This is a genomic window from Streptomyces sp. NPDC002845, assembly GCF_053591955.1.
Genome location: NZ_JBSFUU010000098.1, coordinates 23208 through 35692 on the forward strand (window position 1 = coordinate 23208; position 12485 = coordinate 35692).

Genomic DNA, 12485 nt, shown 5'->3' on the forward strand with positions numbered 1-12485 from the left:
TCACTGTCCTGCCGGCCTTGCCATGGTGTCGTGCTCCTTATGCGCTGGTACGCCGCGCGGCTGCCTGAGTGATCCGGTCGAACATAACCCCGAGAAGGACGATGGCCAGCCCCGCGGCGAGCCCCTTCCCGTACAGCTGTCCCTGCGAGAAGCCGGCCACGACGTCGTAGCCGAGGGCGCCCGCGCCTACCAGGCCGCCCACAACAACCATCGACAGCACATAGATCAGGCCCTGGTTGGTGGCGAGGGTCAGGGCGCTACGTGCCATCGGCAGCTGGACCTTGGTGATGATCTGCCAGGTGTTGCACCCGGCCGAGGTAGCCGCCTCCACAGTCGCCTCCGGGACGTTCCGCACCCCGTCCGCGACGATCTTGATCGCGACGGGTGTCGCGTAGACCACGGCGGCCACGATCGCGGTGAAGCGGGTCGCGCCGAACAGCGCCAGGAACGGCACCAGATACACGAACGGCGGCATGACCTGCGCCGCATCCAGTGTCGGCCGCAGCAGCCGGTCCACCAGCGCGCTGCGTCCCATCCACACCCCGAAGGCGACGCCGAGCAGCATCACGAGCACCGTGGCGACCAGGGTCGAGGCCATCGTCGTCATGCTGTCCGACCACACCCCCGTGCCGAGCAGCAGGCCCACGCACACCGCGGTGGTGATGCCGGCGCGCCAGCCGCCGAGCACGACTGCGAGCGCGATCAGTGCCGCGCCGACCAGCCACCACGGGGAGTCCGTGAGCAGTGCCTGGAACGGGTTGAGCAGGCCGTTGGTGATGGCGTCGCGGAAGGCGTTGGTGATACCCGAGAGGTTGTCCTGCACCCAGGTGGTCACGCTGTCCGCCATGCTCGAGATGGTGCTGCCGGTGCGCCCCTCGCCGGGAAACTCCGCCGCCCACAGATAGGTGTGGGACAGATAGGCCAGGACCGCCGTGACCGCTGCACCCGCCGCCAGCAGCGGGCGTCGCCAGGTCAGGAAGCGGTTCTTCGAACTCCGGGCGGCCTCCTCGCGTGTGCTGGCCGCGGTGGTGACCCGGTCCAGGACGATGGCCATGACGACGATGGCCAGGCCCGCGTTGAAGGCCGTGCCGACGTCGAGCGACTGGAGGGCCTGGACGACGGTCTTACCCAGGCCGGGGGCGTCGATCAGGGCCGCGATGGTCACCATGGCCAGGGCGGCCATGATGGTCTGGTTGACGCCCATCACCATGGTCCGCTTCGACATCGGCAGCAGCACCTTCATGAGGGACTGCCGCCGGGTGGCGCCCAGCGAGTCGGCCGCCTCGACCGTCGTCTCCGGTACGGAGCGAATGGCGTGCGCGGTGATACGGATCGTCGGCGGCGCCGCGTACATCAGCATGGCGATCGTGGCGGAGGCCGGTCCGATGAGAAAGAACAGGGTCAGCGGGGCCAGGTAGACGAAGGTCGGCATCGTCTGCATGAAGTCCAGGAAGGGCGTGATGATCCGGTTGAACCGGTCGGACAGTCCCGCCCACACCCCCAGCGGGATCGCGAACAGCAGCGCCACGAACACCGCGCACAGGATGAGCGCCAGGGTGTCCATGCTCTCCTGCCACAGCCCCTGCAGCCCCAGGAAGGTGAAGCCGGCCACCGCCAGCAGGGCGACCCGCCAGTTGCCCACGGCCCAGGAGACATAGCCGGCGATGCCGACCACGCCCAGCCAGCCGATCTGCGGCACCGGGCGACCCGCGGGCGGCTGGGAGATCAGCTCCTGCACGAAGGTCACCAGGGTGTCGATGACCAGGCGGATCTCGTTGAAGAAGTACAGAAACAGCGGGTTGGAGTTGCGGTTCGCGCCGATCGAGTCGTTGACGTCGTTGAACCACCGGTGCAGATCGGTCAGGTCCGCCGCCGCCAGGGCGAGGGTGTGCTTGCCGCGCAACACGGCGAACAGCACCAGCCAGATGGCCAGGATCACGGCCACCACCATGGATCGGCTGACCCTGCGCACCCTCTTGACGGGAGCGGCTGGCTCCACGCCTTGGGACTTCTCCGGTTTCTCTGTTTCCTCCAGGGCGACGGTCATCACATGTCGCCTTCCTGCCCAGCGACCACCGCGAGGATCTCGTCGTCGCCGACGATGCCGAGCAGCTTGCGGTCCTCGACGACCTTGACCGGCTTGTCGGCCGCCAGTACCGCCCGGGTGGCCTCCTTCACCACGACGTCCGGGCCCATCTCCGGGCCGTCCAGTTCGTCGCCGTCCTCGACCGGCCGCATGATCCACCGCAGGGTCAGCACATCGCCGCGCGGCACATCCTTGACGAACTCACGCACGTAGTCATCGGCCGGGGCGCCGACCAGCTCGTCGCCGGTACCGCACTGGACCATCTTGCCGTCCCGCATGATCAGGATGCGGTCGCCCAGCTTGAGCGCCTCGGACAGGTCATGGGTGATGAACACCATCGTCTTGCCGACCTCGTGATGCAGCCGGATGACCTCGCTCTGCATGTCCCGGCGGATCAGCGGGTCCAGCGCCGAGAACGGCTCGTCGAAGAACAGCACGTCCGGATCACCGGCCAGCGCCCGGGCCAGACCCACGCGCTGCTGCATACCGCCGGACAGCTGGTCGGGATAGGACTGCTCATAACCGGCAAGGCCGACCAGTTCGACGACCTCCAGAGCCCGCTTGGTGCGCTCCGTCTTGCCCATGCCGCGGATCTCCAGCCCGAACGCCACGTTGTCGACGACGCGGCGGTGGGGCAGCAGACCGAAGTGCTGGAAGACCATGGAGAACTTGCGGCGGCGCAGTTCACGCAGCCGCCTCGCATCCGCATCACGGATGTCCTCGCCCTCGAAGACGATCTCACCCGCGGTGGGCTCGATCAGCCTCGTGAGACAGCGCACCAGCGTGGACTTGCCGGAACCCGACAGGCCCATGACGACGAACACCTCGCCGGGCGAGACCTCGAAGTTCACATCCCGTACCGCGGCGGTGTTCCCAGTACGGTCCATGAGCTCGCGCCGGCTGAGCCCGCACAGCTCCTCCGACTCCGGTACCTGCTCGGCCTTCGGCCCGAACACCTTCCACAGCTTGCGCACGGATATGACCGGCGTGCCGTCCGAATCCTGGGGCGTGCCGCTCCGCTGCGGCACCTCGGTCTGTATTGGGGTCACGATCGACCTTTCTTCGGCGTTCAGCCGCGGAACCAGTACTGCGGCCGGGGTCGGATGCTCTGCCAGATGTGCTCGGGCTCTCGGTAACCCCCTGACGAATGTCCGGACAGGCCGGCTTCGCCCGCTGTACGGGCCCTGCGGCGCTCCACGTCTATCCGGCCTGCTTCTGTGCGTCGCGGTGGCGGTAGTACGCGGCCTTGGTCGGCGCCGGCGGCTCCTTGCCGAGGATCAGGTCGGCGGCCTTCTCGGCGATCATCATCACCGGCGCGTAGATGTTGCCGTTGGTGACATACGGCATGACGGAGGCATCCACCACCCGCAAGCCCTCCACCCCGTGCACCCGCATGCTGGCCGGGTCGACGACAGCCATCTCGTCGGTGCCCATCTTGCAGGTGCAGGAGGGGTGCAGGGCGGTCTCGCCCTCCTCCGCGACCCAGGCGAGGATCTCCTCGTCCGTCTCCACCGTCGGCCCGGGCGAGATCTCACCGCCGTTGTAGGGAGCGAGCGCGGGCTGGCTGAGGAGCTTGCGGGCCACGCGGATCGCCTCGACCCACTCGCGGCGGTCCTGCTCGGTGGACAGGTAGTTGAAGCGCAGGGCAGGGTGCTCGCGCGGGTCCTTGCTCTTGATCTTCACCGAGCCGATGGCATCGGAGTACATGGGGCCCACGTGCACCTGGTAGCCGTGACCGCCTGAGGGGGATGAGCCGTCGTAGCGGACCGCGACGGGCAGGAAGTGGAACATCAGGTTGGGGTAGGCCACGTCCTCGTTGCTGCGGGCGAAGCCGCCGGCCTCGAAGTGGTTGGTGGCGGCCGGGCCCTTGCGGAAGAGCCACTGCAGTCCGATGAAGGGGGCGCGCCACTTCGCCATGTACGGCTGCATGGACACCGGCTGCTTGCAGGCGTACTGGATGTAGACCTCCAGGTGGTCCTGCATGTTCTCGCCGACGCCCGGGAGGTCGTGCACGATGTCGATGCCGAGGGCGGACAGCTCCTTTGCGTTTCCGACGCCGGAAAGCTGCAGCAGCTGCGGGGAGTTGATCGCGCCGCCGCACAGGATGACTTCCCTGGCGCGGACCTGCTGGAGCGCGCCCCGGCCGCGCCGGTACTCGACGCCGACGGCACGCTTGCCCTCGAAGAGGACGCGGGTGACGAGGGCGCGGGTCTTGACCGTGAGGTTGGGTCTTTTCATCGCGGGCTTGAGGTACGCCTTCGAGGCCGACAGACGACGTCCGCGGTGGACGTTGCGGTCGAACTCGGCGAAGCCTTCCTGCCGGTAGCCGTTGACGTCGTCCGTGGGCGCGTAGCCCGCCTCCTCGGTGGCCTTGAGGAAGGCGCCGAAGAGCGGGTTGGTCGCCGGGCCGCGCTCCAGGACCAGGGGGCCGTCGTGACCGCGGAACTCATCGTCCGACTCGGCGGCAAGGCAGTTCTCCATCCGCCGGAAGTACGGCAGACAGTGCGCGTAGTCCCAAGACTCCATCCCGGCATCGGCCGCCCAGCGTTCGTAGTCCATGGGGTTGCCGCGCTGGAAGATCATGCCGTTGATGCTGCTGGAGCCGCCCAGCACCCTGCCTCGCGCGTGATAGACGCGCCTGCCGCCCATGTGGGGTTCAGGCTCGGACTCGTACTTCCAGTCGTAGAACCGGCTGCCGATCGGGTAGGTCAACGCCGCCGGCATGTGGATGAAGACATCCCACGGGTAGTCAGACCGGCCGGCCTCCAGAACCAGTACTCGGTTCGCCGGGTCCGCGGAGAGTCTGTTCGCCAGTGCGCTGCCGGCCGATCCGCCGCCGACGATCACAAAGTCGTACTGAAGAGGAGCCATGATGCCTCGCCTCGCTCGCGCCGTAAATGTACAGAGATGCCAGCTAGCGCCATACGCAATAGGTTGCGGTCAGCGCAACATCGCGCTGGCTTGGTAGTGCCGCCCGGTGGGTGAGCCGCGGCGGCTGAGACGTGCCGAGTGCGCGGATGCGCTGGTGCGCAACCGCGACAAAACCGGGCAGGGCAGGATCGCGCGTGCGGTCGTCGGCGCTCCGCCCGCTCGCCAGGCCGAGCAGGGCCATGCGGACCGCCGCGACGGCTGCCGCCGGCAAGGCCGGAATGGTGTGTGGCCAGGCCAACCGGGTCCGCTGAGGTTGCTGTCCGGAGTCGCGTCGGCCGAGACGGGGGTCGCCCGCGAGGCCGCTGCTCACCGGGCCCAGCCGAACAGCACCACGACCATCATGGCCATCGCCACCGGCCCCACGATCAGCGCGATCAGCGTCGGGAACCGGCTTTGCGGCAGGTCCTCGCCCTTTCGCATGGCTCGCTCGCACTTCACCCAGTGGTTCACCGCCCGCCCGCTGCACAGCACACCCGCCGCCAGCAGTGCCAGCGCCAGCCCGATCCGCCACCCGGCCGCCAGGTCCGGCAGGAACTGGTCGACGGCGAAGCCGCCGCCGACCAGCGCCAGCGCGGTGCGCAGCCAGGCCAGGAAAGTCCGCTCGTTGGCGAGGGAGAAGCGATAGTCCAGGGTCTCTCCCTCGGCCCGCACCCGCTCCGGCGAGAACCAGAGCGGCAGGTCACGTAGCGCATCGAACACATTGCGATCCTCGTCTCAGGCGGTTGCCCGCCGCCTCGGCCCAGGCACACGCAGACCAACCGGCGTACGCGGATGGGCAGGGCCAAGGAGCCACCTCTGATGCGGCGCACACCGGTCTCCGACCCTCCTTTCGGAGTTCCAGAGGGGCCGCCGGTGACATGCCCTACGCTCTCGGACCCGATCCGCACGGGCAATGCGCCAGGGCAGACGAACGGAGAGAACCTTTCACTTGGAGGGATAGAAAATCACTCTTGCTTGTCACCCTCCGGCAACACTGCCACCGGGCGCGCGAAAACCTCGCGGGCCACATCGATGAACGCCTGCGCGGCAGGCGAAAGCGGCCCATGCCGCCACATCAGCCAGACCGGCCGGACCAGACGCGGACGGAGCGCCAGCGCCACCGCGCCGCGCCGCGCCGCCTCCTCGGCCAGCGAGCGCGGCAGTAGCGTCGCCCCCGCTCCGGCCAGCACCAAGGGGACGACCGCGGCCTGATGAACCGTCTCCACCGCGATGCGTGGACGGCCCCCCTCCCCGCCCAGCGCCTGATCCATCAGAGCCCGGGTCGCGGTACCGCGCGCGGTCGCCACGAGATCCATCCGGGCCACCTCACCGAGCGCCACCGGTCCGACCTGAGGAAAGCGGCCGCACCGCGGCACCACCACCAGGATCTCCTGCCGACACAGCTCCAAGGTCTCGACGGCCTTGCCGTCCGTCCTCATATCGGCCAGCCCCAACTCGCACTCGCCGGTACGCACCATGTCCGCGACCGCGCCTGCGTCCGGTGGCTCGACGATGACAATGTCGATCGCGGGATGGCGCCCGCGGAAGGCCCCGGCGAGGTCCGCCAGCGGATCGACCGCCAGCGTCGTCGGCGCGACGATGTCCAGCGTGCCGCCTGCCAGTCCGGCGATGGTGCGCACCACCGACCGAGCGGTCTCCAGATCGCGCATGATCTGCCGGGCAGGCTCCACGAACGCCTCTCCCGCCGAAGTCAGCACGACTCCGCGACCGAGCCGGTGGAAGAGAGGGGTGCCCAGTTCCCGCTCCAGCAGGCGGATCGCGTGCGACAGCGACGGCTGCGCCACGCGCAGGGTGTGGGCGGCGCTGGTGAAGCTCCGGTGCGCGGCTACGGCGAGGAAGTACTCGACCTGGCGACGTTCCATAGAACCTTTCTATCGCTAGTCCTCAACCTCCTGCACCGCGCCGTGATCGTGCCCCGCGTCCCATCGGCGCCGGCGCCTCACCTGCGCGCACCTCCGTGCGGGACGCCGCGCTGCGCGCAGCTCGGATTCCGAGCCACGGTATAGAAGCTTTCTATTGCCCTCATTCAAAACCGGTTCACGAAAATTCAGGACGCTTGTTGACCGGCTTCGGCCGCGGCTGACACTTTGACTGCATCGCAGGCAGGGCTATTCCGGGGCCGCTGAAGTCCAGCTGCATTACGCCGGTAATTCGGCCGCGATAAAAGGGTGTGACATTTCCCGCCGGGCACCGAATCGGAGAAATACATGACTGAGTTCGACGCTGGTCGGCACATACTTCCGCGGCCCGACACCCGTCGGCCCCTGACGACCGCGATGGACGTCCACGACCAGGTGACGCCCTTCACTCCCATCGGCCCGGTCCCTCCGCCCGAGAACGCGCCGAACGTGGTGATCGTGCTGGTCGACGACCTGGGGTTCGGCAGCTCCAGCGCGTTCGGCGGACCGTGCGAGATGCCCGCCGCGGACCGGCTCGCCGACACCGGGCTTCGGTACACCCGCTTTCATGTGACGGCCCTGTGCTCGCCGACCCGGCAGGCCCTGCTGACCGGCCGTAACCACCACTCGGTCGGCATGGGCGGCACCACCGAGATGGCTACCGCGGCCCCCGGGTACAACGGGTTCCGGCCGCGCAGGGCGGCGACCATCGCCCAGATCCTGCAGGGCAACGGCTACAGCACGGCCGCCTTCGGCAAATGGCACCAGACCCCGCCGCGGGAGATCAGCGCGGTCGGACCATTCGACCGCTGGCCGACCGGGGAGGGTTTCAACACCTTCTACGGGTTCATGGGTGCCGAGATGAACCACTGGTACCCGCTGCTGTACGAGGGCACCACTCCGGTCGAGCCGGACCGCCGGCCCGAGGACGGCTACCACCTGTCCGAGGACATCGTCGACCACGCCATCGACTGGGTGCGCACCCAGCGCACGCTGACCCCGGGCCGGCCGTTCTTCACCTACCTCGCCTTCGGGGCCGCGCACGCTCCACTGCACGTCGCCCCCGAATGGCAGGAGAAGTACCGCGGACGGTTCGACCACGGCTGGGACCGGCAGCGCGAGGTGACCCTCGAACGGCAGAAGGAACTCGGCGTCGTGCCCCCGGAGACGGAACTCGCACCCTGGGCCGAGGGCGTTCCCCACTGGGACGAACTCACCGACAACCAGCGCCGGTTGTCGGCCAGGTTCATGGAGACGTTCGCCGGCTTCACCGAACACGCCGACGTGCAGTTCAACAGGTTCCTCGACGCGCTGGAGCAACTCGACGAGCTGGACAACACGATCATCCTCTACATCATCGGCGACAACGGCGCCTCGGGCGAGGGCGGCATCGAAGGCACCATCGTCGAGCACCGGTTGGGACACGGCGTCGTCGACGACCCGGACGAGATGATCGACCACATCGACGAGATCGGCGGCCCGCTCAGCTACCCGATCGCCCCCGCGGGCTGGGCGCTGGCGATGAACACGCCCTACCAGTGGACCAAGCAGGTGGCCTCGCACCTCGGCGGCACCCGGGACGGCATGATCCTGCACTGGCCGCTGGGGGTCCCCGAGCGCGGCGGGATCCGTCACCAGTTCTCGCATGTGATCGACGTCCTGCCGACGATCCTGGACTGCGCGGGAATCCCGCAGCCGTTCAGCGTGGACGGGGTCCCGCAGCAGCCCATCGAGGGCACGAGCATGAAGCAGACGCTCGCCGACCCCCAGGCCCCCGAGCACCGCCGTACCCAGTACTTCGAGATGTGCGGCAACCGGGGCATCTACCACGACGGCTGGATGGCGGTCACCCGGCACGGCATCCCGTGGGAGATGGTGCCGCAGGGGGACCGGAGCTTCACCGACGACGTCTGGGAGCTCTACGACCTGAGCAGGGACTGGAGCCAGGCGCACGACCTCGCCGCCGAACACCCCGAGAAGCTGCGCCGGTTGCAGGACCTGTTCCTGATCGAGGCCGCGAAGTACCAGGTCTTCCCCCTGGACGACCGGGTCACCGAGCGGGAGAACCCCGCCGTGGCCGGACGCATCGATCTGCTCGGTGACCGGACGTCCGTCACCTACCGCGCGGGCATGAGGCGGTTCACCGAGGAGACCACCCCCAACGTCAAGAACCGCTCACACAGCATCACGGCCGACATCGAGGTGCCGGAGACAGCGGCCGAGGGTGTGATCATCGCGCAGGGCGGCCGGTTCGGCGGCTGGACCCTGTACTTCACCGAAGGCAGGCCGACCTACGCCTACAACTACTTCGGCATGAACCTGTACACCGTGCGCGGCGGCGAGCCCCTGGCGCCGGGACGGCACGAGGTCCGGCTCGAGTTCGACTACGACGGAGGAGGACTCGGCAAGGGCGGGACCGCCGTGCTCCTGGTGGACGGTGAAAAGCAGGCGACCGCACGGGTTGATCAGACCATCCCGTACTACTTCTCCTTCGACGAGACACTCGACGTCGGAGTCGACCTGAGCACACCGGTCACCGACGACTACCCCGTACTCGACAACCAGTTCACCGGGACCATTCACACGGTGCGCATCGACCTGGGCGCCCAGAGCGCCGAGTCGTCCGAGTTCGACGGCGGACTGCACCGACGCGTCATGGGGGCACAGTGAACTGCTGCGCACCGTCCGGCGGCCGGGGCGTGGGCCGGCCGCCGGGACTCCGGCAATCCGCTGTCCGCCCGGCGGTCACCGAGGGCATGGTGGCCGTCCCCGCCGGCCAGTTCCTCATGGGCAGCCGGGACGCCCTCGCCTACCCGGCCGACGGGGAAGGCCCGGTGCGCACGGTGCACGTCGACGCCTTCTGGATCGACGCCTGCACGGTGTCCAACGAACAGTTCGCGCGCTTCACCGCCGACACCGGATACCGCACCTCGGCCGAGCGGATCGGCTGGTCGTTCGTCTTCGCCGGGCGGCTCCCGGACGACTTCCCGCCCACCCGGGCAGTGGCGGCCGCGCCCTGGTGGCGACAGGTCGAGGGCGCCGACTGGCGCCACCCCGACGGACCGCACTCCACCTGGGAGGACCGAGCGGACCATCCGGTCGTCCACATCGACTGGGACGACGCCCACGCCTACAGCGCCTGGGCCGGCAAACGCCTGCCCACCGAGGCGGAATGGGAACGCGCCGCCCGAGGAGGGCTGCACGCCAAGGTGTTCCCCTGGGGCGACGAGTTCGAGCCGGGCGGCCGCCCCCGGATGAACGTATGGCAGGGCGACTTCCCCCACCGGCACCCCACAGCCGACGGCTGGTACGGCACCTGCCCGGTCCACGCCTACGAACCCAACGGCTTCGGCCTGTACAACACCACCGGCAACGTCTGGGAATGGTGCGAGGACCCGTTCTCACCCTCCTCCGACGGAGGGCAGCGGGTTGCCAAGGGCGGCTCCTATCTCTGCCATGCCTCCTACTGCCGCCGCTACCGGGTCGCCGCGCGGCAGGGCCTCCTCCTCGACTCGGCGACCGGCAACGTCGGGTTCCGGTGCGCCCTGGACATGACGTGACCCCTGTCGACTCGGATCTCGACTCCACCACTCGGACAACGGCGCGATACACCCGGAGCACAAGGAGCAGAACCATGGCACCACGAACAGGAAACTGGCGTTCCGGCGCGGCGGGGATGGCCGTACTCGGTCTCACCCTGACCGCCTGTGGCGGGGCGAAGGTCGGCGAGGACTCCTCCGGGGCGGACGCCGGCTCGGGCAAGTGCGGCACCTTCAACCTCGCGGTCAGCCCGTGGGTGGGCTACGAGGCCAACGCGGCGGTCGTCAAGCACGTCGCGGAGAAGGAACTCGGCTGCAAGGTCGTCACGAAGGACCTGAAGGCGGAGATCAGCTGGCAGGGCTTCGAGACGGGCGAGGTCGACGCCATCGTGGAGAACTGGGGCCACGACGACCTGAAGAAGAAGTACATCGACCAGCAGAAGATCGCCGTGAACCTCGGCTCGACCGGCAACAAGGGAATCATCGGCTGGTACATCCCCCCGTGGATCGCGAAGAAGCATCCGGACATCACCGACTGGAAGAACCTCAACAAGTACGCCGCGAACTTCAAGACCTCCGAATCGGGCGGCAAGGGCCAGCTCCTGGACGGCGACCCGTCGTACCAGACCAACGACGAGGCCCTGGCGAAGAACCTCAAGCTGAACTTCAAAGTGGTGTACGCGGGCAGCGAGACCGCGCTGATCCAGGCATTCCGGAACGCCGAGAAGAACAAGAAGTGGGTGATCGGCTACTTCTACGAGCCGCAGTGGTTCCTGTCCGAGGTACCACTGGTCAAGATCGACCTGCCCGAGCACACCGAAGGCTGCGACGCCGACAAGGCGAAGGTCGCCTGCGACTACCCCGTGTTCGACCTCGACAAGATCGTCAGCACGAAGTTCGCCAAGTCCGGCAGCCCGGCCTACGACCTGGTGAAGAACTTCAAGTGGACCAACGACGACCAGAACACCGTCGCCAAGTACATCGCACTCGACAAGATGACACCGGAGGCAGCGGCGAAGAAGTGGATCGAGGCGAACCCCGACAAGGTCAAGGCCTGGCTCGGCTAGAACCCACGAACGCGACGCCGAGCGCGAGTTCTTCGCCGGCGCCGTAGGAGATCGGCCGTGGCCCGGCGGCGATGCTGCGGTGGCCGGCGTCGCAGAGTGTGTTCGACCGCGAGGTCCGCGGTGTGGCCATGTTCGCCGGGCCGTACCCAAGTGCGGACTATGGAGGCGTCCTTGGTGGTGAGAGCGGCTGGCAGTACTCCGTGATCACCAGGACTTCGAATCAGCCCTGCTCCCGCACCGTACCCTCCTCGTGCCGGCGAAGACGGCGAAGACGACGGTGCTGCGGGTGGCCCGGACGTGAAGCAGCAGGCTCAGCGCGAACCAGAGGACGCGGACCGCCCGTGAGACCCGAGAGCGGGGAGCGTCAGCGATCTCCTCGCGGACCACTCCAGCTCGCGCTCGGCCCGCTCGGCTTCCGGCAGCACCCTGCACCCTTTACGGATCACTCGCTCCGCGCAGCGCCGGCCCCGGCTTCCTGCGGCCGTTCACGAGGCGCTCCCGGTGGCCGGTCGGGCGGTGTCGGACACGGCGGAGGCACGGTCCAGGCCAAGCTGCAGCTCCATGCGCGCGACGCGCACGCCATCGCCTGTGAGCTTGTAGTAGCGGCGGGGCCGCTGCCTCTCCCCGCCCGGAGTCTCCCACTCAGAGGTCACCAGCTTCGCATCCTGCAGACGGGTCAGGATCGGATACAGGGTGCCGCTGGCCAGCTTCGCGGCCTTCATCAGCTCGTAGCCGTACCGGGGAGCCGCCGGATCTTCCAGGAAAACCCGCAGCACCCGCTCCAGCTGAGGTGTCTTCTTCATCTCCATCACGCCACTCTACATATGTCGTGCGACATATGTAGAGTGAACCCGGTCGGCAGCAGCACGGACTCTGCTGCGCAATTCTGGAGTCAGGCCGTGAGCCGGTAGGCGAGGTGTTCGAGGCGGCTGCTGCGGGTGTGGTGCTGGTCGTGTCCGGTCCA

Annotated in this window: 10 protein-coding genes; 3 read left to right on the plus strand and 7 right to left on the minus strand. The window is 68.2% G+C overall.

Annotated features, from left to right (window positions below):
• Nucleotides 1-37: 37 nt before the first annotated feature.
• From ACWD3C_RS41860 to ACWD3C_RS41885, 6 genes are all read right to left on the minus strand, one after another.
• A complete protein-coding gene (locus ACWD3C_RS41860) occupies nt 38-2047 on the minus strand; it encodes an ABC transporter permease (protein ID WP_451152853.1) in 2010 nt (669 codons plus the stop codon).
• Nucleotides 2047-3135, minus strand: a complete 1089-nt coding sequence (locus tag ACWD3C_RS41865) for a quaternary amine ABC transporter ATP-binding protein (protein ID WP_451152855.1) — start codon at nt 3133-3135, stop codon at nt 2047-2049. The genes ACWD3C_RS41860 and ACWD3C_RS41865 overlap by 1 nt, the downstream gene beginning before the upstream one ends.
• Before the next feature lie 151 nt (nt 3136-3286).
• Entirely contained in the window at nt 3287-4957 is a 1671-nt protein-coding gene (gene betA / locus ACWD3C_RS41870) for a choline dehydrogenase (protein ID WP_451152857.1), read from the minus strand.
• Nucleotides 4958-5000: 43 nt separating this feature from the next.
• Complete coding sequence (locus ACWD3C_RS41875) at nt 5001-5228, minus strand: hypothetical protein (RefSeq protein ID WP_451152859.1); 228 nt, start codon at nt 5226-5228, stop codon at nt 5001-5003.
• A gap of 95 nt (nt 5229-5323) precedes the next feature.
• The gene (locus tag ACWD3C_RS41880; RefSeq protein WP_451152861.1) at nt 5324-5716 is read right to left on the minus strand and encodes a YidH family protein; all 393 of its coding nucleotides are present in this window, start codon (nt 5714-5716) and stop codon (nt 5324-5326) included.
• A 245-nt stretch (nt 5717-5961) separates the two neighbouring features.
• Entirely contained in the window at nt 5962-6879 is a 918-nt protein-coding gene (locus ACWD3C_RS41885) for a LysR family transcriptional regulator (protein ID WP_451152863.1), read from the minus strand.
• 345 nt (nt 6880-7224) lie between these two features.
• Between ACWD3C_RS41885 and ACWD3C_RS41890 the strand changes: the two genes are divergently transcribed.
• From ACWD3C_RS41890 to ACWD3C_RS41900, 3 genes are all read left to right on the plus strand, one after another.
• A complete protein-coding gene (locus tag ACWD3C_RS41890; protein ID WP_451152865.1) occupies nt 7225-9585 on the plus strand; it encodes an arylsulfatase in 2361 nt (786 codons plus the stop codon).
• Nucleotides 9586-9671: 86 nt separating this feature from the next.
• Nucleotides 9672-10475, plus strand: a complete 804-nt coding sequence (locus ACWD3C_RS41895) for a formylglycine-generating enzyme family protein (protein ID WP_451152866.1) — start codon at nt 9672-9674, stop codon at nt 10473-10475.
• 74 nt (nt 10476-10549) lie between these two features.
• Nucleotides 10550-11521 carry an ABC transporter substrate-binding protein gene (locus ACWD3C_RS41900; protein WP_451152868.1) on the plus strand — a complete coding sequence of 324 codons (972 nt, stop codon included), beginning with the start codon at nt 10550-10552 and terminating at the stop codon, nt 11519-11521.
• A 485-nt stretch (nt 11522-12006) separates the two neighbouring features.
• Here the strand turns inward: ACWD3C_RS41900 and ACWD3C_RS41905 are convergent, their stop codons facing one another.
• The gene (locus ACWD3C_RS41905; RefSeq protein ID WP_451152870.1) at nt 12007-12330 is read right to left on the minus strand and encodes a PadR family transcriptional regulator; all 324 of its coding nucleotides are present in this window, start codon (nt 12328-12330) and stop codon (nt 12007-12009) included.
• Nucleotides 12331-12485 lie beyond the last annotated feature (155 nt).

Excerpts from the sequence above, each read along its gene's own strand:
- ACWD3C_RS41895 (WP_451152866.1), top strand. The coding sequence starts at position 9,672 with ATGGTGGCCGTCCCCGCCGGCCAGTTCCTCATGGGCAGCCGGGACGCC.
- ACWD3C_RS41890 (WP_451152865.1), top strand. The coding sequence starts at position 7,225 with ATGACTGAGTTCGACGCTGGTCGGCACATACTTCCGCGGCCCGACACC.
- ACWD3C_RS41900 (WP_451152868.1), top strand. The coding sequence starts at position 10,550 with ATGGCACCACGAACAGGAAACTGGCGTTCCGGCGCGGCGGGGATGGCC.
- betA (WP_451152857.1), bottom strand. The coding sequence starts at position 4,957 with ATGGCTCCTCTTCAGTACGACTTTGTGATCGTCGGCGGCGGATCGGCC.
- ACWD3C_RS41860 (WP_451152853.1), bottom strand. The coding sequence starts at position 2,047 with ATGACCGTCGCCCTGGAGGAAACAGAGAAACCGGAGAAGTCCCAAGGC.
- ACWD3C_RS41905 (WP_451152870.1), bottom strand. The coding sequence starts at position 12,330 with ATGGAGATGAAGAAGACACCTCAGCTGGAGCGGGTGCTGCGGGTTTTC.
- ACWD3C_RS41885 (WP_451152863.1), bottom strand. The coding sequence starts at position 6,879 with ATGGAACGTCGCCAGGTCGAGTACTTCCTCGCCGTAGCCGCGCACCGG.